This window comes from Streptomyces sp. NPDC023723 (assembly GCF_040639815.1).
Taxonomy (GTDB): Bacteria; Actinomycetota; Actinomycetes; order Streptomycetales; family Streptomycetaceae; genus Streptomyces.
On record NZ_JBFAAP010000016.1, the window covers coordinates 87,446 to 109,285 of the forward strand.

General features: G+C 75.8%; 20 protein-coding genes. 8 read left to right on the top strand and 12 right to left on the bottom strand.

Translation table 11 applies throughout. The features are described from left to right. Positions 1–81 precede the first annotated feature (81 nt). From AB0G32_RS19210 to AB0G32_RS19220, 3 genes are all read left to right on the top strand, one after another. Positions 82–816 carry a molybdopterin-dependent oxidoreductase gene (locus tag AB0G32_RS19210; RefSeq protein ID WP_361164135.1) on the top strand — a complete coding sequence of 245 codons (735 nt, stop codon included), beginning with the start codon at positions 82–84 and terminating at the stop codon, positions 814–816. Continuing rightward, positions 800–1,435 carry a cytochrome b/b6 domain-containing protein gene (locus tag AB0G32_RS19215; protein WP_361164137.1) on the top strand — a complete coding sequence of 212 codons (636 nt, stop codon included), beginning with the start codon at positions 800–802 and terminating at the stop codon, positions 1,433–1,435. The genes AB0G32_RS19210 and AB0G32_RS19215 overlap by 17 nt, the downstream gene beginning before the upstream one ends. Positions 1,436–1,656: 221 nt before the next feature. Then, positions 1,657–2,217 (top strand): hypothetical protein, encoded by a 561-nt coding sequence (locus AB0G32_RS19220; RefSeq protein ID WP_361164138.1) that lies wholly within the window; start codon positions 1,657–1,659, stop codon positions 2,215–2,217. A 106-nt stretch (positions 2,218–2,323) separates the two neighbouring features. Here the strand turns inward: AB0G32_RS19220 and AB0G32_RS19225 are convergent, their stop codons facing one another. Beyond that, positions 2,324–2,944 (bottom strand): TetR/AcrR family transcriptional regulator, encoded by a 621-nt coding sequence (locus tag AB0G32_RS19225; RefSeq protein ID WP_361164140.1) that lies wholly within the window; start codon positions 2,942–2,944, stop codon positions 2,324–2,326. A gap of 75 nt (positions 2,945–3,019) precedes the next feature. Then, positions 3,020–3,622: a gamma carbonic anhydrase family protein gene (locus AB0G32_RS19230; RefSeq protein WP_361164142.1), complete on the bottom strand. Its 603-nt coding sequence runs from the start codon at positions 3,620–3,622 to the stop codon at positions 3,020–3,022. A gap of 319 nt (positions 3,623–3,941) precedes the next feature. Here AB0G32_RS19230 and AB0G32_RS19235 point away from each other — a divergent pair, with 319 nt between their 5' ends. The 5 genes from AB0G32_RS19235 to AB0G32_RS19255 all read left to right on the top strand — a co-directional run bounded on the left by AB0G32_RS19235 (position 3,942) and on the right by AB0G32_RS19255 (position 10,144). Further along, positions 3,942–4,823, top strand: coding sequence for a class I SAM-dependent methyltransferase (locus AB0G32_RS19235; protein WP_361164144.1), 882 nt, complete (start codon positions 3,942–3,944; stop codon positions 4,821–4,823). A 51-nt stretch (positions 4,824–4,874) separates the two neighbouring features. Further along, positions 4,875–5,450: an AAA family ATPase gene (locus tag AB0G32_RS19240; protein ID WP_361164146.1), complete on the top strand. Its 576-nt coding sequence runs from the start codon at positions 4,875–4,877 to the stop codon at positions 5,448–5,450. An 85-nt stretch (positions 5,451–5,535) separates the two neighbouring features. Further along, positions 5,536–6,486, top strand: a complete 951-nt coding sequence (locus AB0G32_RS19245; protein ID WP_361164148.1) for an aldo/keto reductase — start codon at positions 5,536–5,538, stop codon at positions 6,484–6,486. 47 nt (positions 6,487–6,533) lie between these two features. After that, complete coding sequence (locus AB0G32_RS19250) at positions 6,534–8,351, top strand: ABC transporter ATP-binding protein (RefSeq protein ID WP_361164150.1); 1,818 nt, start codon at positions 6,534–6,536, stop codon at positions 8,349–8,351. Continuing rightward, positions 8,348–10,144: an ABC transporter ATP-binding protein gene (locus AB0G32_RS19255; RefSeq protein ID WP_361164152.1), complete on the top strand. Its 1,797-nt coding sequence runs from the start codon at positions 8,348–8,350 to the stop codon at positions 10,142–10,144. The genes AB0G32_RS19250 and AB0G32_RS19255 overlap by 4 nt, the downstream gene beginning before the upstream one ends. An 18-nt stretch (positions 10,145–10,162) precedes the next feature. Here AB0G32_RS19255 and AB0G32_RS19260 read toward each other — a convergent pair whose 3' ends face one another. Genes AB0G32_RS19260 through AB0G32_RS19305 form a run of 10 tightly spaced genes read right to left on the bottom strand, consistent with a single transcriptional unit; the run spans position 10,163 to position 21,837 of the window. After that, positions 10,163–11,656, bottom strand: coding sequence for an oligopeptide:H+ symporter (locus AB0G32_RS19260; RefSeq protein WP_361164154.1), 1,494 nt, complete (start codon positions 11,654–11,656; stop codon positions 10,163–10,165). A gap of 33 nt (positions 11,657–11,689) precedes the next feature. Next, complete coding sequence (gene pabB / locus AB0G32_RS19265) at positions 11,690–13,978, bottom strand: aminodeoxychorismate synthase component I (protein ID WP_361164156.1); 2,289 nt, start codon at positions 13,976–13,978, stop codon at positions 11,690–11,692. Between the two features lie 37 nt (positions 13,979–14,015). Beyond that, complete coding sequence (locus AB0G32_RS19270; RefSeq protein ID WP_361164158.1) at positions 14,016–14,747, bottom strand: SDR family oxidoreductase; 732 nt, start codon at positions 14,745–14,747, stop codon at positions 14,016–14,018. Further along, positions 14,744–15,715 (bottom strand): ACP S-malonyltransferase, encoded by a 972-nt coding sequence (locus tag AB0G32_RS19275; protein ID WP_361164160.1) that lies wholly within the window; start codon positions 15,713–15,715, stop codon positions 14,744–14,746. Before AB0G32_RS19275 ends, AB0G32_RS19270 begins: the two co-directional genes overlap by 4 nt. Beyond that, positions 15,712–17,187 carry a class I adenylate-forming enzyme family protein gene (locus AB0G32_RS19280; RefSeq protein ID WP_361164162.1) on the bottom strand — a complete coding sequence of 492 codons (1,476 nt, stop codon included), beginning with the start codon at positions 17,185–17,187 and terminating at the stop codon, positions 15,712–15,714. The genes AB0G32_RS19275 and AB0G32_RS19280 overlap by 4 nt, the downstream gene beginning before the upstream one ends. Next, positions 17,184–17,960: a hypothetical protein gene (locus tag AB0G32_RS19285; RefSeq protein ID WP_361164164.1), complete on the bottom strand. Its 777-nt coding sequence runs from the start codon at positions 17,958–17,960 to the stop codon at positions 17,184–17,186. The genes AB0G32_RS19280 and AB0G32_RS19285 overlap by 4 nt, the downstream gene beginning before the upstream one ends. Then, positions 17,950–19,110, bottom strand: a complete 1,161-nt coding sequence (locus AB0G32_RS19290) for a beta-ketoacyl synthase N-terminal-like domain-containing protein (RefSeq protein WP_361164166.1) — start codon at positions 19,108–19,110, stop codon at positions 17,950–17,952. Before AB0G32_RS19290 ends, AB0G32_RS19285 begins: the two co-directional genes overlap by 11 nt. Continuing rightward, complete coding sequence (locus AB0G32_RS19295) at positions 19,107–20,243, bottom strand: 4'-phosphopantetheinyl transferase superfamily protein (RefSeq protein ID WP_361164168.1); 1,137 nt, start codon at positions 20,241–20,243, stop codon at positions 19,107–19,109. Before AB0G32_RS19295 ends, AB0G32_RS19290 begins: the two co-directional genes overlap by 4 nt. After that, positions 20,240–20,785: an AAA family ATPase gene (locus AB0G32_RS19300; RefSeq protein ID WP_361164170.1), complete on the bottom strand. Its 546-nt coding sequence runs from the start codon at positions 20,783–20,785 to the stop codon at positions 20,240–20,242. Before AB0G32_RS19300 ends, AB0G32_RS19295 begins: the two co-directional genes overlap by 4 nt. Next, entirely contained in the window at positions 20,782–21,837 is a 1,056-nt protein-coding gene (locus AB0G32_RS19305) for a glycosyltransferase (RefSeq protein WP_361164172.1), read from the bottom strand. Before AB0G32_RS19305 ends, AB0G32_RS19300 begins: the two co-directional genes overlap by 4 nt. Between the last annotated feature and the right edge of the window lie 3 nt (positions 21,838–21,840).

Below are 21,840 nucleotides of genomic sequence, written 5' to 3' on the forward strand. Positions count from 1 at the left end.
CGCGCCGTGCGCGGCGTCAGCGAGCCGCCGGCCGACGCGGACCGGCCCCTCCGGCCGGCGAAGCAACGGGAGGGGAAACACATGAGCTCCGAAAGGCCGCAGCGGCCGGAGAAGCCGGGTGCGCCTGTCGGACGACGGGTCTTCCTCGGCACGCTCGGCGCCGGTGCGCTCGGCGTCCTCGCCGCCCCCGCGTTGCAGCGTGGTTTCGAGTCGTTCCTCGGCGGTGCCGCCGAGCGGGACCCGACCGGACTGACCGGCCTGCTGCCGAACGGTGGCGGATTCCGCTACTACTCGGTGACCTCGTCCGTACCGGCCAAGGACGCCGACACCTACCGGCTCGGCGTCGACGGCCTGGTCGACCGCCCGGCGACGTACACCCTGGCCGATCTGGAGGCGATGCCCCAGACCCGTATGGTGCGCGACGTCCAGTGCGTGACCGGCTGGCGGGTGCCGGGGACCCCGTTCCAAGGGGTGCGGCTGTCCCGGCTGCTGGACGCCGCGGGAGTGCGCGCCTCCGCCGGCGCGGTGCGCTTCACCTGCTTCGACGGCGCCTACTCGGAGAGCCTCACGCTGGAGCAGGCGCGCCGCCCGGACGTCCTGGTCGCCCTGCGCATGCAGGACCAGGACATCGGGCACTCCCACGGCGGTCCGGTCCGCCTCTACGTGGCGCCCATGTACTTCTACAAGTCCGCCAAGTGGCTCTCCGGCATCACCGTCACCGAGCACGTGCGACCGGGGTATTGGGAAGAGCGGGGCTACGACATCGACGCCTGGGTGGGCCGTTCGAACGGGCGGGACGATGAGCCCACGACCTGAGTCCGCGCCGGCCGCCGGGCGGCTGCCGCGGTTCAGCCGGGCCGAGCGCTGGGCCCACCGCGCGACGGCCGTGCTGATGGGCGTTTGTGTCCTGACCGCGGCCTGCCTGTACCTGCCGCTGTTCGCCGAACTGGTCGGCCGCCGCGCCCTGGTGGTCACCGTGCACGAGTGGTCGGGCGTCGCCCTCCCGGTCCCGGTGCTGATCGGCCTCGGCTCCCGGGCCCTGCGCGCGGACCTGGGCCTGCTGAACCGCTTCGGTCCGCACGACAGCCGGTGGCTGCGTGCCGTCCTGCGGCGGGACAAGCGGCCCGGGGCCCGCCCCGCGCACAAGTTCAACGCCGGACAGAAGCTCTTCGCGTCCTGGACGGCCGGTGCCACGCTCGTCATGCTCGGCACCGGTCTGATGATGTGGTTCACCCACCTCACCCCACTCATGTGGCGCACCTCGGCCACGTTCGTCCACGACTGGCTGGCCCTCACCCTCGGCATCGTCCTGGCCGGTCACATCGGCATGGCCCTGGGAGATCCGGAGGCGCGCCGGGGCATGCGCACCGGTTCGGTCGGCGAGGAATGGGCGAACCGGGAGCATTCGCTCTGGACCGGCGGCCCCGACGCCTGAGGTAGAACGTTCGGTCTTGACATCCCCCTGCCGCATTGCCATTCTGGCGATACAGAACGTTCAGTCTCGCGGAACGGATGCCCGGTTGGCGCCTTCTGTCCGGCCGTCGGACACGCCATCCCGTCGTGGCACCCACGGGCAGGGCAACACCGCACCCACGTCAGGTACTTCGCGCCGACGCGGTCTGCCTCCCGCTCCGCGCATCCACCGAAAGGAACACCGTGAGCACCCTTACCGCGCCGTCCCGCAGCGCCGGGACGGCCGCTGCCCTGCGGCGGTTGTACTTCGTCCGGTTCGCGTTCGCCATCGTCTGGGCCCTCGTGACGCTGCCGATGGCCTCGAAACTGAGCCCGGTCGTGGTCGTGCTGCTCGTGCTGTATCCGCTGTTCGATGTCGGCGCGGCCCTCGTCGACGCGAAAGCCTCGCGCCGCACCGGATCACCCGCGTTGCTCTACGTGAACATGGCGGTGAGCCTCGCCACGGCCCTCGGAGTGGGCGTCGCCGGCGCGTCCGGCATACCGGCGGTACTGCGCGTGTGGGGCGCCTGGGCGGTCGTGGCCGGGCTGGTCCAGCTGATCGTGGCCGTCCCGCGCCGGAAGATGGGCGGCCAGTGGCCGATGATCCTCAGCGGCGGCATCTCGACGCTGGCCGGGGCGTCCATCTTCACGTCGGCCGGCGCGGACGACCCGACCCTCTCCAGCGCGATCGGCTACGCCGTCCCGGGCGCCGTCTTCTTCCTCGTCTCGGCCCTGCGCCTGGGCCGCGCCGCCAGGCAGGACTGACGGAATCGGGCGACGCCGCCGCCCGGTCGGCGCCGGAAGCCGAATGCCGAACCCGATCGGCTCGGTTCGTGGAGGCGTCGCCAACCTCGGTTCACCTGGGACGAGTTCAGACCGCCCGGTCCGCGACGGGAGGCACCGGCGTTTCTCCGACGTGCACACGAAGGAGCCCTTCGACGCCCCGCAGGAAGGTCTCGCAGATCAACTCGGGGTCGAAGAGGCAGCCGGCCGCCATGGCGCCGTCCCTGAGCATGACCAGGTGCCGGGCGGCCGGGTCGGCGGGGGCGTCGGTGGCCTGTGCCAGCAGGTCCGTGACGGTGTTCAGGAACCACTCGCGGTGGGCCAGCACGGCTTGGTGGACCGGGTGGGCCGGATCGGGGTATTCGGCCGCCGCGTTCAGGAAGGCGCAGCCGCGGAAACCGGGTGACCGGATGCCGTCGGCGATGGACCTGGCGACCGCCCGCACCTTGTCGACGGCCGACCGGCTGCCCGTCTGCGCGGCGTCGGCCTGGCCCCGCATCATCCGGTCGGCTTGGTCGAGATAGGCGAGAACGAGGTCTTCCTTGCCCACGAAGTGCCGGTACAGCGTGGCCCGGGTCACCTTCGCCTCCGCGGTGATCCGGTCGATGCCGACCGAGTGGATGCCCTCCGCGTAGAAGATCCTGGTTGCCGTGTTGAGCAGCCGCTCCCGGGCCTCGGAGGTGGTGCCGCTCGCTGGACGCGTACTCATCCCGCCAGAATACACAGACGTGAGGTAGAACGTTCGCTCTCGGCCGTGGGCGGGGCCGGGCTCCTGCCGCCGGGTTCAGATCTGCTGGTCGTCGCGGTGCCGGCCGAGGCCCCGGCCGTAGCGTTCGGAGATGCCCGGCATCAGGCTCCCGCCGTCCGCCGGACGGTCCAGACCGAAGACATGGCCGGGGAAGTCCAGGTCCTTCTGCACCGCCCAGATCGCGTCGTGATCGTCCGGCGGAAGGACGCGTACCGGGTCACCGACGGCGACCCAGCCGATCGGCACCATCGAGTCGGCGGGCAGCACGGTGCGCAGATGCACGACGCCGTTGATCCGCACCTCGGAGCGGATCCCGATCCGCGCTCCGTTGAAGACGCGGCTGCCGGTGGCCAGGAAGACCTCGTCCTCGACCCGGCAGCCGGTCAGGCAGGAGGTGGGGCCGACCAGGACCTGCCGTCCCACAGTCAGCGGATCCCGCCGGGTGCCACGCAGGACGGCGTTCTCCATCACGATGCTGCCCTCGCCCAGCTCCACCGGCCCGCCCTCGGCGGTCAGCACCGCACCGAACAGCACCCGGCACCCGGCCCCCACCCGGACGTCCCCGCACAGCGTGGCGGTCGGAGCGACGTAGGCCGTGGGATGGACCGTCGGCGAACAACCCTCGTGAGCGATCAGCATGGCCGCGATCATGCCGCGTCCCGGGACGCCGGCGTACACCGGGTCCGGGCGGCGGCCGGCCGCAATCGAAGAGTTGCCGCAATCGAAGAGATGTCGTACGGCGCACCGGACGGGTGAATCTGCCGGTCCGCGCGGGACACCGACCCGGCCGCCCAAAGCCCCCGGTAGCGGGCGAAACGATTCGCTGTCCGGACAAGTCCGGTTGACCGCCTACCCGGTGCCCGCCATCCTGAACGCCGGGCCGGGGGAGCCGCCCGGACGCCCGCGCCAGGCCCCTCGCACCCGTGCCGGTGCACCACCCACCGAGAGGGGCCGCTCCTTGGCAGGCAGCAAGCCCGAACTGAGCGCGCTCAGGGCGACCAAGTACACCTCGTCCAAACGCACCGCCGGACACCTGGAACGCCTGCGCCGCCTCGGCTACCACACCGGCCTGCGCGCCCTCGACGTATGGGACACCGTGCGCGGCAGGGAGCACCCGCTGCTGCCGCCCCGCCGCCACCGCCGCTTCGTCGGCAACGGCGACTTCCTGGAGGTGGGCCGCCGGATCACCGCGTACATGCGGGACGAACTCGGCCTCGGCCCCGGCCACGACGTGCTCGACGCCGGCTGCGGTCCGGGCCGGATCGCGGTGCCGCTCACCGACGTCCTCACCGAGGGCTCCTACCTCGGCTTCGACATCGTGCCGCACGCCATCGAGTGGTGCGCGCGCACCATCACCCCCCGCCACCCCCGCTTCCGCTTCGCGCACGTCGACATCCGCCAGGAGATCTACAACCCGGACGGCACACTGGACGCGGCCGGCTTCCGGTTCCCCGCCGAGGACGCGGCCTACGACATCGCCGCGCTCGTCGGACTGATCAGCCACCTGCGCCCGGCCGAGACGGAGAACTACCTGGCCCAGTGCGCCCGGGTACTGCGGCCGGGCGGGCTGTGCTTCGCCACCGCCTACCTCCTCACCGACCGGGCCGCCGCGAACATGGCGCGCGGCACGACCGCGTTCACCTTCCCGCACGACCGCGGCGACCACCACGTGCACTCCGAGGAGGAACCCACGTACGCCATCGCCTACCGCCCCGACCACCTGCTGGCGATGGCGTCCCGGCACGGGCTGCGCCTGCGCCGCGAACCCCGGCCGGGGACCTGGGGGACCTCCCCGAGCCGTCCGGCCTCGATGGACCTGCTCGTCCTCGAACGCGACTGACGGGCAACACCCCCGATCACCGACCACAAGGCAAGGATTCCCGTCCCGCCCATGACCGACATCACCAGCCCCGCATCCACCCCCGTCGACGGCACCCCCGGCGTCATCGTCGTCTCCGGCATCTCCGCCGCCGGCAAGTCCACCGTCGCCCAGGCCCTCGCCGAGCGCCTGCCCCGCTCGGCCCACGTGCGCGGCGACACCTTCCGCCGCATGGTCGTCAACGGCCAGGCGCACATGACCGCCGACGCTCCGCCGGAGGCCGTCGCCCAGTTGCGGCTGCGCTACCGCCTGGCCGCCACCGCCGCGGACGCCTACGTCGAGGCCGGGTTCACGGCCGTCGTCCAGGACCTCTTCCTCGGCGAATACCTGGCCGACCTGCCCCGGCTGATCCGCAGCCGCCCGCTCGCCGTGGTCATGCTGGCACCCGACCCGGAGGTCGTGGCCCGGCGCGAGGCGCAGCGCGCCAAGTCCGGTTACGGACCCGACTGGCAGCCCGCCGCCATGGACAAGGTGCTGCGGGACAGCACCCCCCGCATCGGGCTGTGGCTCGACACCTCCGAGCAGACGGTCGAGGAGACCGTCGACGAGATCCTCAAGCGCGCCTGGACCGAGGGCGCCGTCACCTGACCGCGCCCCGCGCGACTCCCCTCCGGGGCCCGGCCGGTCCGGGCCCCGGCCACCCGGCGCGCCCCGCGCCGAGGAAGGACCACGTGTGCACACCCGGCACATCGGCGGCCCGCACGGCACCCCGGTGGGTGCCGTCGGCCTCGGCTGCATGGGCATGTCCTACGCCTACGACCCCGCCGGCCGCGACGACGCCACCTCGACCGCCGTCCTGCACCGCGCCCTCGACCTCGGCGCGAACCTCCTGGACACCGCCGACGTCTACGGCCCCCACACCAACGAGGAACTCGTCGGCCGGGCGCTCACCGGCCGCCGCGACCGGGCCTTCCTCGCCACCAAGGCCGGCTTCGTCGCCGGGGGGAGCCGGCTGCGCCGCGACGGCCGGCCCGCGCACATCCGCGCCGCCGTCGACGCCAGCCTGCGCCGGCTGCGCACCGACCACGTCGACCTCTACCAGTTGCACCGGGTCGACCCCGAGGTCCCGCTGGAGGAGACATGGGGCGCGATGGCGGAGACCGTACGGGCCGGCAAGGCCCGCCACCTGGGCCTGTCGGACGTGAGCGTCGAACAGGTGCGCCGCGCCGCGCGCGTCCACCCCGTCGCCGCCGTGCAGGCCGAACTGTCGCTGTGGACCCGTGACACCACCGCCGAACTGCTGCCCTTCACCGAGCGGGAGGGCATCGCCCTCATCGCCTACGCGCCGCTCGGCCGCGGCTTCCTCGCCGGCCGCTTCACCGCCGCCGCCGACGTGCCCGACGGCGACTACCGCCGCCACAACCCGCGCTTCACGGACGGTAGCTTCGCGGCCAACCTCCGCCTCCTGGACGCCGTGCGCGCCGTCGCCCGGCGCCGCGGCCGCACCCCCGCGCAGACCGCGCTGGCCTGGGTGCTCGCCCGCGGCCCGCACGTCATCCCCATCCCCGGCACCAAGAACCCCGGGTACCTGCACGACAACGTGGCCGCCGCCGACGTACGGCTGCACGACGACGACCTCGCCCTGCTGGACGCCCTGCCGGCCGCCACCGGGGCCCGCCAGTGACGCGGCCCGCTCCGGCTGGTACGGCCCGCCCGGAAGGAACCGCGCCCGTGTCCGCAACCGACCGGTCGACCCTGCGCCGCGGCCTCGGGGTGCTCGCCGTCGCCGTCCGCGAGGAACCCTGGATCTTCGCCGCCGCCCTGGCCGCCAGCGCCCTGTACGGCGTCGCGCCGGTCGCCACCTCCTGGACGCTGGGCCGCATCACCGAGGACGTCGTCCTGCCCGCCTTCCGGGACGGCCGGACCAGCGCCGCCGCCCTGGCCGGCGCCGGGCTCGCCGTCTTCGGCGTGGCGATGCTGCGGGTCGTTGGGGTCATCGGACGCCGGGTCGGCGCGGGCATCATGCAGTTCCGGCTCCAGGCCGCCTACCGCCGCAAGGTCGCCCGGCGCTATCTGCGGCTCCCGCTGTCCTGGCACCAGCGGCACCCGGCCGGCCAGCTGCTGTCCAACGTCGGCGCCGACGTGGAGGCGGCCTGGGCGCCCATCGTGCCGCTGCCCAGCGCCATCGGCGTGGCCGTCATGCTCGTCGCCGCCATGGTGTCCATGTTCGCCGTCGACCCGGTGCTGGCGGCGGTGGCGCTGCTGGTCTTCCCCGCCATCGGCCTGCTCAACGTCGTCCACCAGCGCCGGCTGACCCCGCTCGCCCAGCGCGCCCAGGCGCTGCGGGCCGAGACCAGCGACATCGCCCACGAGAGCTTCGACGGCGCCCTGGTCGTCAAGACCCTCGGCCTGGAGGAGCACGAGACGGCCCGGATGAACGAGGCCGCGGGCCGGCTCCGGGACGCCAACGTGGCGGTCGGCCGCACCCGGGGACGCTTCGACCCGCTGCTCGACGCCCTGCCGAGCCTGGGCATCCTCGGCGTCCTGGCCGTCGGCACCGGCCGGCTCGCCGCGGGCGCCATCGACGTCGGCGAACTCGTGCAGGTCGCCTACCTGTTCACGATGATCGCCTTCCCGGTACGCGCCTTCGGCTGGGTGCTGGCCGAACTGCCCCGCAGCGCCGTCGGCTGGGCCCGGGTGCGCCACGTCCTGGACGCCGGGGGCGACCTGCCCACCGGGCGGCTGCGACTCAACGACGCCGGCCCGATCAGCCTCGACACCCGGGGCGTCAGCTACGGCTACGACGACAGCCTCGTCCTGCACGACGTCACCCTCAGCGTGGGCTCCGGCCGGACCGTCGCCGTCGTCGGCCCCACCGGCTCCGGCAAGTCGACCCTGGCCACCCTCATGGTGCGGCTCGTCGACCCGGTGCGCGGCGACGTGCTCATGGACGGCCTCGACGCCCGCGAGATGCGCTCCGGCGAGGTCTCCTCGGCGGTGGCGTTCGTCCCGCAGGAGACCCTGCTGTTCGACGACACCGTGCGCGGCAACATCCTGCTGGGCCTGGAACTGCCCGACGAGCGGGTGTGGGAGGCGCTGGAGGCCGTCCAGGCCGCCGAGGTGGTCCGGGCGCTGCCCGAGGGCCTGGACACCCGCGTCGGCGAGCGCGGCGCCACCCTCTCCGGCGGGCAGCGCCAGCGGATCGCGCTGGCCCGCGCCCTGGTGCGCCGCCCCCGGCTGCTGGTCCTGGACGACGCCACGTCGAGCATCGACCCGCAGGTGGAGGCCCGCATCCTGAGCCGGCTCCGCGCGGCCCGGGTGCCCTCCACACTGGTCGTCGTCGCCTACCGCCGGGCGACCATCGCCCTGGCCGACCACGTCGTGTACGTGGACCGCGGCCGGGTCCGCGACAGCGGCACCGACGCCGAACTGCGCGCCCGCTGCGCCGGCTACCGCGACCTGGTCACCGCCTACGAGCACGAGCAGAACGGCCAGGACGGCCGGGAGCCGCGGCCGGATCCGCACGACACCGACGGGAGGACCGCGTGAACAGCCGTACCAGCAGCCGTATCACCGGCGAGGGACGGGGCGCCTGGGGGACGTTCCGGCGGGCCCTGGAGGTGTCGCCGGGACTGCGCGAAGGACTGCTGGGCGTGCTGCTGCTCGCGCTCCTCGCCGCCGGCGGCCGGGTCGTCGTGCCTATCGCCGTGCAGCTCACCCTCGACGACGGCATCCGCGCCGAACAGGGCCCGCGCACCGGCTTCGTGCTGGCCACCGTCGGCGTGTGCGCCGCCGCCGTCCTCGTCACCGCCCATGTCACCTACCGCATGAACCACCGGCTCTACCGCAGCGTCGAAGGCGGCCTGGCCACCCTGCGGGTCAAGGTGTTCCGCCGCGTGCACGACCTGTCGGCACCCGCGCTCACCTCCGAACGCCGGGGCGACCTGGTGGCCCGGGTCACCGCCGACATCGACCAGTTCAGCACCTTCCTCCAGTTCGGCGGCATGTTCCTGGTGAGCCTGTGCCAGCTGCTGGTCGGCAGCGCCGTGATGTTCGCCTACTCCTGGCAGCTCGCCCTCATGGTCTGGGCGGTGTTCACCCCGCTCGCCCTGGTCCTGCCCGCGCTCCAGCGCCGGCTCTCCGCGGCGTACGGCCGGGTCCGGGCCCGGGGCGGCGACATGCTCGCCGCCACCGGGGAGGCCGTCGTCGGCGCCGCCGTCATCCACGCCTACGACGCGGGCGACCTGATCGGCCGGCGGATCGACACCGCCGTCGAGGAGCACCGGCGGGCGCAGAGCCGCGCCCAGCGGCTGGTGGCCCTAACCCTCTCCAGCGGCGAGGTCGCCGCCGCGCTGGCCATCGGCGGCGTGGTGAGCCTCGGTGTGCTGCTGGGCGTCGGCGGCCGGATGAGCGCCGGCGAACTGGTGGCGTTCCTGTTCCTGGTCACCCTGTTCATCGGACCGGCACAGATGAGCACCGAGGTGCTGAACGAACTCCAGAACGCCCTGGCCGGCTGGCGGCGCGCCCTGGCCGTGGTCGACACCCCCGTCGACGTGCCCGACCCCGCGGCGGCGGGCCGCCCGCCCGCGCCGGGACCGGTGGAGATCCGGTTCGAGGACGTCGCCTACGGCTATCCGGGCGGCCCCCCGGTCCTGCACGACGTGACGGTGCGCATCGCCCCGCGCACCCGGGTCGCCGTCGTCGGGGAGACCGGCTCCGGCAAGTCGACGTTCGTGAAGCTGCTGATCAGGCTGGACGACCCGACCGCGGGCCGGATCACGCTCGGCGGGGTACCGCTGCCCGAGGTGCCGTTCGCCGCGCTGCGCGGCCGGGTCGTCATGGTGCCGCAGGACGGCTTCCTGTTCGACACCACGGTCGGTGAGAACATCGCCCGCGGCCGGCCGGACACCACCCCCGAGGACGTGTGGCGGGCTCTGCGCGACCTCGGCCTCGAGGGCTGGTCGGCCGGGCTGCCGAAGGGCCTCGACACCCCGGTGGGACAGCGCGGCGAGGCGCTGTCGGCTGGGGAGCGGCAGCTCGTGGCGCTGGCCCGGGCCTACCTCGCCGACCCCGACCTGCTCGTCCTCGACGAGGCCACGTCCGCCGTCGACCCGGCCACCGAACAGCGGCTCCAGCGCGCCCTGGAGCAGGCGACCCGGGGCCGTACGGCGGTGTCGGTGGCCCACCGGCTGTCCACCGCCGAGGCCGCGGACCACGTCCTGGTCTTCGACGGCGGCCGCATCGTCCAGCAGGGCAGCCACGCCGAACTCGTCGCCCGGCCCGGCCGGTACGCGGACCTGCACGCGGCGTGGATGTCGGCGACCGGGGCGCCGGAGGGGTGAGAGGCCCCGCACGGATGGTCAGTCCACGCCGTGCATCAGCCGCCGCAGCCGCCCCCGGGCCAGGGCGAGGGCGGCCGAGACGAGCAGGGCCGCCGCGCCGAGGACGGCGAAGTACCGGCCCGGCGGCCACACCGCGGCGAGCCGGACCACCTGGGCACTGAGCGCGCTGCCCAGCGCCACGGACAGGAACCACAGGCTCATCACCCGGTGGGCCAGCCGGACCGGCGCCAGCCGCGTGGTCACACTCAGCCCCGTCGGGCTCAGCAGCATCTCCGCCACGATCTGTACCAGGAACGCCACCACCAGCCAGAGCGGAGTGACCCGCCCGGCCCCGGCCGACCAGCCCGCGCCCGCCATGACCAGCGAGGCCGCCCCCAGCCCGCCGAGGGCCAGCGCGAACTTCGCCGGGGTGCCCGGCTGGCGCCCGCCCAGCCGCAGCCACAGCGCCGCGCACCCGCCGGCCAGCAGGACGCTGTACAGCGGGCCGAGGGACTGGAACCAACTCGTCGGCACCTGACGGCCGGCCAGCGTCCGGTCCACGTGGTCGCGGGCGAACAGGCTGATCAGGGAACCTCCCTGCTCGGCGACGGTCCAGAACACGGTGGCGGCGAGGAACAGCCACACGTAGGCCGTCAGCCGGCCGCGTTCCACCGGGTCCGGGCCCGCCGAGCGGAACAGCACCGCGAAACAGACCAGCGCGACGACGGCGGTGAGCGCCGTGACGGCCTGCACTACCGCCTCGGTGGGGGAGTGGCCGCAGCACCGCGCCACGCCGTATCCGGCCGCCAGGAACACCACCGCCGCGCCCCCGGCACCCACCGCCCGGTACGTGGCGGCCGGTGACACCGGGCGGGCCCGCCGCCGCACGGGCAGCCGGTCCCGGCCGCGCACGCACACCAGCAGGCCCACCAGCATGCCGGCCGCGGCGGCGCCGAACCCGGCGTGCCACGCCACGCGTTCACCGAGGTATCCGGTGACCAGCGGAGCGGCGAACGCGCCCAGGCTGATGCCCAGGTAGAACACGGAGAACCCGGCGTCCCGGCGGGCCGCGGCCCCAGCCGTGTCGCCGCCCTCGGCGTCGTAGAGCCGGCCCACCAGGGTGGAGACGCCCGGCTTGAGCAGGCCGGTGCCGGCGGCGACCAGGAGCAGACCGGTGTACGTGGTGCCCGCGCCGGCCGGTACGGCGAGGACGCAGTGCCCGGCGGTGATGACCACGCCGCCCCGCACGATCGCCCGGTAGGAGCCCCACAGCCGGTCGGCGATCCAGCCGCCGGGCAGCGCCAGCAGGTTGACCAGGGCGCCGTACACGCCGAAGACGGCCGCGGCGGTGTGCGGAGCCAGGCCGAGGCCGCCGTCCGTGACGGGGGCGGCGAGGTACAGCACGAGGATCGCCCGCATGCCGTAGAAGCTGAACCGCTCCCAGGTCTCGACGCCGCACAGCGTGAGCAGGCCGCGCGGGCGGCGGGTGCCGTCCGCGCCGCTCCGGCGCACCGGTCCGTCCGGCTCCGTCATCCCGCCCCGCCCCCCGTTCAGTTGCTCAGGCCCTCATGGGCGGGCGGGCTTCTCGTCGAGGACGAGGTCCGGGATGCCGTCGGTGACCGGGTAGGTACGGCCGCAGTCCTCCTGACGGCAGGTCAGCCGGGTGCCGGCCGGGTCGGCGGTGAGCGGCGCGGTGCAGGCCGGGCAGGCGAGGATGTCCAGCAGACGGCGGTCGAGGGGCATGGTCGCTCCAGAGGCGGTGGTGGCGGGCGGGCGGTGTCCGTGCGCCGCGTGCAGCAGCGCGCGGAGTGGGGCGGCGGCCTTGAGGAGCACCTCGCGGTACTCCTCGGCGGGGTCGGAGGCCAGGACGATGGCGCCGCCCGCGCCCACCGTCCAGTGGCCGCCGGAGCGGACGGCGGTGCGGATGACGATGTTCAGGTCGGCGCCCCCGCTCAGCCCCAGGTAGCCGATCGAGCCGGCGTACACCCCGCGCGGCGTGCCCTCCAGGCGGTCGATGATCTCCATCGTGCGCCGCTTGGGCGCTCCGGTCATCGAGCCGCCCGGGAAGCACGCGCGCACGCAGTCCAGGGCGTCGGTGCCGGGCCGCAGCGTGCCGCGGACGGTGGACACCAACTGGTGGACGGTGGCGTAGGTCTCCACCCGCATCAGCCGGGGCACGTGCACGCTGCCGATCTCGCAGACCCGGCCCAGGTCGTTGCGGAGCAGGTCCACGATCATCAGGTTCTCGGCCCGGGTCTTGGGGTCGCGGCCGAGCCTGTCCCGCAGCCGGGCGTCCTCGGCGGGGTCCGCACCACGTGGCGCGGTGCCCTTGATGGGCCTGCTCTCCACCCGGCGGTCCGCACCGATCCGCAGGAAGCGCTCGGGCGAGGAGCACACCACCTCGGTGTCGCCGAACCGCAGGAAGGCCGCGTACGGCGCCGGGCTGAGGCGGCGCAGGACGGTGTGCGCCAGCAGACCGTCGGCGGCCACCGGCACCCGGACGGTGTCGGTCAGGCAGATCTCGTAGCTCTCGCCCGCCCGCAACTCCTCCTGGCAGTGCCGGATGTCGGCCAGGTAGCGGGCCTCGCCCCGGGACGGCCGGTACGGGAGCGGGGCACCGGGCGGCGGCAGCGGGCGGGGACGGGCCGGGGGCAGCGCGGTCAGGCGTTCGGCCGTGCGGCGCAGCCATGTGCCGGCGCGCAGCGCGTCCGCCGGGTTCTCGCGGGCCAGACACAGCAGGTAGGTCGTGGCCCGCTCGTGGTCCACGGCGACGAGCCGGTCGGCGAACACCCACACGGCGTCGTCCCCGGCGGAGCGGCGGACCGGCTGCGCCGCCCCGCAGTCGGCGCGCAGTTCGTAGCCGAACCAGCCGACCCAGCCGCAGGTGAAGTCGAAGGGCAGGGCGGGCGGTTCGATCCGGCGCCGGGCCAGCCGGGCCCGCAGGTGGTCGAAGACGGTGCCGGGCACGGTGGTCACCCCGTCCGCGTCCGTCACCTCCACGCGGCCCGAGCCGGCCCGGTAGCGGACGGTCTCGGCGAGCGGGCCGGCGGCGTCGCCCAGGAAGGAGAAGCGGGCGAGCCCCGGCTCCACCCGGGAGCTGTCCAGCCAGAAGGCGTGCGGTGAGCGCGCGTACAGCGCGCGGAACACCTCCTCGGTGTCCGGGGCCAACGGCAGTACGCGTACGTGCAGGCGGTGACGGACCCGCGCGGCGGCGGACGCCGGACGCGGGGCGGGGAGCGCGGGGGGCACCGGGCCGGGCGTCCCGCGGGACCGGGACGGGCCGGACGCCAGCCGGGCGAAGTTCGCGATCAGCCGCTCGCCGTGTTCCGTGGCCACCGACTCCGGGTGGAACTGCACGCCCCACCGGGGCAGCGACCGGTGGCGCACCGCCATCAGGACGCCGTCCTCCGCCCACGCCGTGGCCGCCAGCTCCGCCGGGAGCGGCTCGGCGACCGCCAGCGAGTGGTAGCGCACCCCGGTGAAGTCCTGCGGCAGCCCGGCGAACAGGCCGTCGCCGCGGTGCCGGATCGGGCTCAGGTGGCCGTGGCGCGGCACGGGGGCCCGGCCGACCCGCGCGCCGGCCGCCAGACAGATCGCCTGATGGCCCAGGCAGACCCCGAGCACCGGCAGCGGCCAGCGGGCCAGCAGCCCGGCCGTGAAGCCCAGATCCCGGGCCCGCCCCGGGTGCCCGGGACCCGGGGAGACCACCAGGGCGTCGAACCCGTCCGGGTCCAGCCGCCGCAGGGCCGCCGCGTCGCAGGGCAGCACCAGCGGTTCGGCGCCCGTGGTGCGGGCGATCAGCTGGAACAGGTTGTGGGTGTAGGAGTCGTGGTGGTCCACGAGCAGGATGCGCATGAGAGCTCCGTAAGCTGTCGGCGGGCGGGGCGGTCGCTCAGTGACCCATCGCGAGCCCTCCGTCGACGGGGACGACGGCACCGGTGAGGTAGCCGGCGGTCTCGGAGGCGAGGAACGCCACGACGGCGGCGATCTCCTGCGGGCGGCCCGCCCGGCCCAGCGGCGTCGCGGCCAGGATCGCGGCGCGGCGGTGCGCCGGCAGGTCCGAGGTGAGCGCCGTGTCGACGAACCCGGGCAGCACCACATTGCACGTCACCCCGCCCGGACCCAGTTCCCGCGCCGCGCTGCGGGCCAGACCGGTCAGCCCGGCCTTGGCCGCCGCGTACGCGCTCTGACCCGCGGTGCCGAGCACGGCCGCCACCGACGACACCAGCACCAGCCGGCCCCACCCGGCGCCGGTCATCGCCGGTGCCGCGCGGCGCACGATCCGCCAGGTCCCGGTGAGATTGACGTCGGCCACCCGCTGGAAGGACGCCGCGTCGGCGCGCACCAGCAGCCCGTCGCGGCGCATGCCCTGGGCGGCGACGACGATCTGCACCGGTCCGTGCCGGGCCGCCGCGCCGGCGAACGCCGCGTCCACCTGGTCCCCGTCGGTGACGTCGCAGCGCACCGCCCACAGCCCGGCGGGCCCCGGCCCGGGCACGCCCCGGGCGGCGACGGCCACCCGGTGTCCCCGGGCCGCGAGCGCCTGAGCGGTGGCCAGGCCGATGCCCCGGGTCCCGCCGAACACCAGGGCGGACCGGCCCGTCGTACCTCCCCCGTCGGTCATGGCAGCGGCACCGCCCGGTGCAGGGGCTCCATGAAGTTGAGCGCCACCGGACGCAGTTCGGCGTGCAGGGCGGCGTACCGGGCGAGGACCTGACCGGGCCCGGCGTCCAGGACGGTGCCGACGCCCGCGGCGGCCAGCACGCGCATGCCGTCGTTCCAGCGCACCGGCGCGCACAGCTGGCCCAGCAGGTCCGCCCGTACCTCGCCGGCGTCCAGGGTGGTGCGCCCGGTGGTGTTGAGCAGCAGGGGCACGGCCGGCGGGCTCAGCCGCACCGCGGTCAGCGCGGGACGCAGGGCCTGTCGCACGGGTTCCATCAGCGGCGAGTGCGACGCGACGCCCGCCGGCAGCTCCCGCACCCGGACGTCCCCGGCGGCCAGGGCCCGCCGGGCGACCGCGCGCACGGCCGCCGCGTCACCGGAGATCACGGTCTGGAGCGGGCCGTTGAAGCAGGCTGGCACCACCGTGCCGTGCTCCGCGGGACAGTCGGCGCACCACTCGGCGACCCGCCCCGGCGGTATGCCGCCCAGGGCCACCATCAGGGCGGGCCGCTGCCGGGTCCGGGCACTCATCAGCCGGGCCCGCCGGGCCACCAGCCGCAGGGCGTCGTCGAAGTCCAGGCAGCCCGCCTCGACCAGCGCGGCGAAGTGTCCGAGGCTGTGGCCGGCCACCACGGCCGGCGGCGCCCACCGGCCGCCCAGGTGCCGGCGCAGCGCGGTGGCCGCCGCCAGCCCGGTGGCCACGATCGCCGGGTGGGAGACCTCCGCCGTGCCCAGTTCGGCCGGGGTGCCCGCCCGGCACAGCTGTACGAGGTCGAGGCCGGTGGCCCGCGCGGCCCGCTCCAGGACGTCCACCGCACAGGGGAACGCGGCGCACAGCCGCTCGGCCATCCGGGGCAGTTGGGAACCGGCGCCGGGCAGGAGCAGGGCGTACCGGCCGCGGGCGACGGCGTCGTGCACGGGGGCCGTCATACGGCCCCGCCTTCCTGCGCGCGTCCCGTGGGTCCGCGGTCGTGGCAGCGGTCCTCGCCGGCCTCCTGCCACAGCCGGGCGGTGTGCACCTTGCCGGTCCCGGTGCGCGGCAGCGCCGCCCGCAGATGGAAGCGGGTGGGGACCTTGTACGCCGACAGGACGCGCGCCACCTGCCGGCGCACGGCGATCTCGGTGACGCCGGCGTCGGCGGCGACGAAGGCCGCGAACCGGTCGCCGGGCCCGCCGGCGTCCTCGGGCGGCGCGGCCACCCAGCACTCACGGACCCCGGGCACCGCCAGCACCGCCCGCTCGACCTCCCGCGGGTCGACCTTGCGGCCGGCCACCGAGATGCGCCGCGTGACACGGCCGGTCACGGTCAGCTGCCCGGGGGCGGGCAGCCGGCCGGTGTCGCCGGTACGGAACCAGCCGTCGTGGTGGGAGGCGGCCGACAGGCCGGGCAGCCCTCGGTAGACGACGGGCATGGCGCCCTCCTGACGCAGATGGAGTTCGCCGAGGTCGTCCGGGCCGGGCGCGGTGAGCCATCCGCCGTCCGGGGCGCGCAGGCGGGCGGTGACGCCGGGCAGCAGGCGCAGCGGGCCGCCGGGGGCGTCGGCCGCGTACCCGATCTGCCCGAACTCCGTCGACCCGTACTGGTCCCGCGGCGCCACCCCGGTGGCGTCCCGCCAGGCGTCCGCCGTCGCGGCGGACAGCGGCTCCCCGGCGCTGACGCACAGCCGCAGCGCGTTCGGCGCGAGCGGCACGTCGCTCGCCAGCACCGCCCGGTAGAGGAACGGGACGCTCTGGACGACCGTGATGCCGCCGTCCCGGATCAGCCGGCCCAGCGTCGCGGGCGCGGCCGGGTGCGGGGCGAGGTGCAGGGCGGCGCCGGTCAGCAGGGCCGGCAGGACGGCGACCCCGAGGGCGTAGGCGTGGTGCAGCGGGGTGGTGCACAGGATGCGGTCCGCGCCGCGGTACCCGGCGAGTGCGACGAAGGCGGCGGCGTTCGCGACCGTCACCCGCCAGTCCTTGCGGACGACCTTGGGCAGCCCGCCGGTCCCCGACGTGACGAGATCCAGGTACGCGGCCGGCGGCCCGGTGCCGGCGGCTTCGGCCGTCCCGCTGTCGGGTCCGGGAGTGCGCCAGCCGGTCAGTCCGGCCCGCGCGGCCACCCGGGCCCGTTCGTCGGCGGTGGCCCGGGCGTCGTACAGGACCACCTCCCGTCCCTCGGCGGTCGCCGCCAGCAGGGCGACGAGCGTGCCGGGGTCGTTGCGGGCGAGCAGACCGAGCCGGGCGCCGGGGGCCGGGCCGTCCCGGCGCAGCCGGGCCCTCGCCCGGCCCACCGAAGCGGCCAGTTCGGCCCAGGTGAGGGTGGTGTCCCGGTGCCGTACGGCGGGCCGGTGCGCGGCGCCGGCGGCACGGGCCGCGAGCAGGTCGGGGACGGTCCCGGGATCCGGGTACGCGGTCGCGGTCATCCGGTGCCTCCCGGGCGCAGCAGCAGACGGGAGCCGCCGCCGGTCAGCTCCAGGGGGGCGCCGGCGCCACGGCGGTGCCAGTCGGTCAGGGCGGTCAACGCCTCGCCGGGATCGCCCCGTTCCGCGCCCCCGCCGTCCGTCTCCTCCCGGACGGCGGGGTGGGCGCCGCCGGGGCGCCAGCCGGTGACCTCGCCCCGGCCGCCGGTGCCGGCCAGCACCACGGCGGCCGTGCGCAGCGGGACCGGGCCGGTGGCGGCCGGGTCCGCGGGCGGCGGCCAGTGCGCGGCGGCGACCAGGACCTGTCCGCAGCGGCCCGCCGCGATCAGCGCGGCGGCGTACCCCAGCGCGTCGACGCCGCCGGCCGGACCGGTCAGGGTGACCGCGGTGCCCGCCAGGCCGAGCCCGATGCAGAGCAGTCCGGTCAGCGAGTGCGCCGAGTAGTGCAGGAAGCACTCCGGGGCCAGCCAGCGCGGGCCGTGCCGGTCCAGTACCTCGGCGATGTACGCGGAAGTGGCGGCCGTGGCGTGGTGGAAGGCGGTGACACAGCCCAGCGGACCGGCGTCCCCGGTCCCCGCCGCGGCCAGCGCCTCGCGCGCGGTGGCGAGGAGTCCGGGGCCCAGTGTGTCGCGCACGGCGAGCGGCATCCGGGGCACGCCGGCGGCGGTCCGGGGCACCGCGGGCAGTTCCCGGGCGGTCTCGCGTACGGCGGTCGCGGCGATCCGCGCGGTCCTCGGTGCCGACGGGGTGACAGGTGTCGCGAGGTCAGGCCGCACGGTCGAACACCACCGCCACGTTGCTGCCGCCCAGGCCGCAGGAGAGGGTGAGCGCGGTCCCCGGCGGTCGCGGCGGGGGAGCGTCGCCCAGGTTGAGGTGGTCCCAGCGCGGATCGCGGTCGGCCAGGCCGAGGGTGGGCAGCACCTGGCCGCGCAGCAGGGTCAGCACGGTCACGATCGCCTCCACGGTGCCCGCCGCGCCCTGGCAGTGGCCGAGCGCCGCCTTGCTGCTGACCACGGGGACATGGGGCAGCCGGGCGCCCAGCACCGCGTGCAGGGCGCCGAGTTCGGCCACGTCGCCGTGGCGGGTGCCGGCGGCGTGCGCGTTGACGTACCCGATCCGCTCCGGTGCGGTGCCGGCGTCCGCCAGCGCCTGCCGCACCGCCGAGGCGATTCCCGCGACGTCCGGCCGGGCGGCCTGGCTCGCCGCGTTGCTGCCGCCCCAGCCGCGCAGCCGCGCCAGTGGCGCGTCCGCGCCGCGCTCCAGGACGAGGGCGGCGGCGCACTCCGAGATCCGGATGCCCGAGCGGCGCGCGGCGAACGGGCGGCAGCCGCCGGGGCTGAGCGTGCGCAGCGAGGCCAGGCCGTGGAACGCCGTCTCCGTGACGGTGTCGGCGCCGCACACCAGCGCCCGGTCGGCGACCCCGGCGCGCAGCAGATCCGCGCCGACCCCGAGCGCGGTGGCGCCCGCCGCGCTGGCGTTGCCGACCTGCACCACCGGCCAGTCGGGGCCGGGCGGCGCGTACGGCGTCCAGGACGCCCCCGCCGGCCCGCGCCCCTCGTGCCAGGCACGCCACGCGGCCCCGGACGGGAAGCCGCCGCTGTCGGTGGTGCCCAGCACCAGCACGGTACGAGTGCCGTCGCCCCCGCCGCCGCCGCGGGTCTCGGCGTCGGCCACGGCGTCCGCGACCGAGCGGTGCACCAGGTACGGCAGCCGCTGCGGATGTCCGGGCGGCGGCGCGCCGGGACCCGTCGCCTCCTCGGGCACCAGCCCGATCCGGTGGGCGCCGGTGCGCGAGGCGTCGAAGTGCGTCACGGCCCGGAAGGCCACCTCCGCGCCCGCGCAGGCCCGCCACAGCGCGTCGACGCCGGCGCCGCCGGGCGAGAGCACGCCGAGCCCGGTGACCGCGACCGGGGCCGTCGCGGTCACCGGGTCCCGCCGCGCGGGCGGCCGTGCGCGGACAGGTGCCGGACCAGGGCGCCCACCGAGTCCGCCAGGTCCCACAGCTCGCCGTCCGCGATCCGCTCGACGCCGCACTCCCGTTCCAGCGCGGCCAGGACCGCCACGATGTCCAGCGAGTCGACGCCGAGGTCCGCGAACGGTTCCTCCCGGCCGATGCCGTGCGCCGTCCCGGGCCCGATCCGCTCGGCCAGCCGGGCCCGGACCAGGTGCTCCAGCGCGGCGGACCGTGCCACCGCGCCGTCCTCGGTGCGTTCCATGACCTCTCCCCTCGTGGGTGCCCCGGTGCACGCGGGCGTGGTGGTGCCCGCCCGCGCGCGCGGGCGGGCGGGTGGTTCATCGCCGGGCGGTTCATCGGTGGTGGCCCGGTCCGGCCGGCGCTGGGGCTGCGGTCCGGCAGCCGTGGCCAGCTCCGTGCGGCGGTGGACCTGGACGGCGGTGCGCCGCCAGGTCGTGACGGCCGCGACGCAGTGCGGGGCGCGGGCCGGTACGCCGCGCACCCACCAGCCCGCCAGGTCACCGGGTCCGGCCACGGTGACCCGGCCCAGCGCGTCGCACCGCGCGCCCATCCGGGCCAGCGCCGGGCCCAGCGCGGTACCGGTGGCCTTCGCGTACGACTCGGCCGCCGTCCAGGCCGCCAGTACGGCGGCGCGCCGCACCGGCACCGGCAGCCGGGCGAGCAGCGGGTGCTGCCCGGGGCCGAACAGCCGGGGCGCCAGCTCCTCCACCCGCGCCGCCCGCCGCGCCGTCTCCACGTCGACACCGAGCGGCCCGGTCCGCTCCCCGACCGCCACCGCGACCAGGACTCCCGTGTGCGCGACCGACAGCGACCAGCGCGGGCCGCCCGCCCCGGCCAGCCGCACCGGACCGTGGTCCGCCGCCCCGCAGCCGGGGCAGCGGGCGACCAGCGGCACGTCCGGCGGGGGCACGCCGAGGCGCACCGCGAGCACCGACCGCAGCAGCCCGCGGGCCACGACGAACCGGTCGGCGGCCGCACGGTCGCGCATCGTGCCGGCCCGCTCCCGTTCACCGGGGCCCAACAGCCCGGCGCAGTGGCGGACCGCCCCGCTCGTCACCAGCGCCTGGTGCAGGTCGGCGGTCACGGCAGCGCGCTCTCGTCGAGCCGCTCCAGGATCTCCCCGGCCGTCTCCCGCGCCCGCTGACCGCTCGTGTCCAGCCACAGGCCGAGGCGGGCGGTGTCCCGGCGGAACACCGCGTCCAGCTCGGCGGCGCCCCAGCCCGTCCCGTCGTACGCCTGCCGGGCGCGCTCCGCGTCCCGCCGCAGCACCGTCTCCGGCGACGGGGCGAGGACCACGACATGGCAGGGCCGGACCCCGTCCAGCAGCCGGACGAACTCGGCCAGGTGCGCGCCCAGCAGATTGTCCTCGGCGACCACGGTGAAGCCCGCGGCGTGGTACGAGCGGGCCAGCGCCGCCAGGTGCCGCAGCCGCAGTCCGTACTGGCGCAGCGCCTGCGGTGACGGGTCCGGCGTCATCTCGGCGCGGCCGGTGACCACCATGCGGCGCAGCACGTCCCCCTCGATCAGGACCGCGGGATCGAACCGGCGGGCCAGCAGCGCCCCCACGGTGGACTTGCCGCTGCCGGGCACGCCGGTCACCACCAGTACCCGGGACCCGGCGGTCACCGGGCGGCACCCGCCGCGGCCGGCGCGGCACCGGCGCGGTCGCCACCGTGGTGGACGTGCCAGTCCAGCGGCGGTTCGCGCCGGGTCAGCAACTCCACCAGCAGCCGGTTGCCGACCGGCTCGACCTTCTGGAAGACCCGCTTGACCGCCTCGGTGCCGGCCGGCCCGAGGGAGTCGGGCAGATACCGTTTGAGCTGCTCGAACAGCAGCCACTGCCGGCCCTTGCGGTTCTTGGCCACCCGCTCCACGTACTCGGGCCGGATGCCGTACTTGGCGGCGAAGTGCCGCAGGGTGCGCGCCGTCCACGCGTCGCTCCAGCGCAGCATGAAGTACGGCAGGTCGTCGCGGGCGAAGGGCGGCGGCATCCGGTACGTGATCACCGACGCCGGTTCGAACCACACGGTGCCGCCCGCGTCCAGCACCCGCTGGCTGAAGTCGAGGTGCTCCCGGGTGGTCAGCAGCCCCTCGTCCATGCCGCCGACCCGGTCGATGACCGACCGGCGCACCAGCGCGCAGTGGAACTCGATGATGTCGCACCGCCCCCGGCGCAGCTCCTCCTCGGGCACCTCGGAGAGGTGCTTCGTGTAGTACCGCTGGGTCTGGGTGAAGTCCCGGGTGCCCCACACCCCGGAGAACTCCATGTCCCCGCCCGCCATGTGCACCGTCTGCTCGTCGAGCGGACCGTGCAGATAGAGCGGACCGACCATCGCGGCCGCTTCCTCGTCGGCGCAGGCGACCAGCGGCCCGAGCCAGCCCGGCGTGTACTCCACGTCGTTGTCGAGGAAGACGACGTACTCGCCGCGCGCGTAGCGCAGTCCGATGTTGCGGGCGCAGTTCGGCGAGACGTACTTGTTGACGCGGACCGCGGTGAAGCCGTGCACGTCGCTCAGCGCGCGCAGCCGCGCCCACCGGTCTCTGGGCGAGTTCACGTCGACGTACACCACGTGACACGGCACGTCGGTGCGGGCGTAGAAGCTGTCGAGGGACTCCTCGGCCCAGGAGAAGCGCTCGCGGCTGGTGATGACGGCGGTGACGCGGGGCGGGCTGTCCATGGA

Coding starts and splice junctions, on each gene's coding strand:
- AB0G32_RS19225 (WP_361164140.1), bottom strand. CDS start 2,944: ATGAGTACGCGTCCAGCGAGCGGCACCACCTCCGAGGCCCGGGAGCGG.
- AB0G32_RS19305 (WP_361164172.1), bottom strand. CDS start 21,837: ATGGACAGCCCGCCCCGCGTCACCGCCGTCATCACCAGCCGCGAGCGC.
- AB0G32_RS19270 (WP_361164158.1), bottom strand. CDS start 14,747: ATGACCGACGGGGGAGGTACGACGGGCCGGTCCGCCCTGGTGTTCGGC.
- AB0G32_RS19210 (WP_361164135.1), top strand. CDS start 82: ATGAGCTCCGAAAGGCCGCAGCGGCCGGAGAAGCCGGGTGCGCCTGTC.
- AB0G32_RS19275 (WP_361164160.1), bottom strand. CDS start 15,715: ATGACGGCCCCCGTGCACGACGCCGTCGCCCGCGGCCGGTACGCCCTG.
- AB0G32_RS19260 (WP_361164154.1), bottom strand. CDS start 11,656: ATGACGGAGCCGGACGGACCGGTGCGCCGGAGCGGCGCGGACGGCACC.
- pabB (WP_361164156.1), bottom strand. CDS start 13,978: ATGCGCATCCTGCTCGTGGACCACCACGACTCCTACACCCACAACCTG.
- AB0G32_RS19240 (WP_361164146.1), top strand. CDS start 4,875: ATGACCGACATCACCAGCCCCGCATCCACCCCCGTCGACGGCACCCCC.
- AB0G32_RS19215 (WP_361164137.1), top strand. CDS start 800: ATGAGCCCACGACCTGAGTCCGCGCCGGCCGCCGGGCGGCTGCCGCGG.
- AB0G32_RS19280 (WP_361164162.1), bottom strand. CDS start 17,187: ATGACCGCGACCGCGTACCCGGATCCCGGGACCGTCCCCGACCTGCTC.
- AB0G32_RS19230 (WP_361164142.1), bottom strand. CDS start 3,622: ATGCTGATCGCTCACGAGGGTTGTTCGCCGACGGTCCATCCCACGGCC.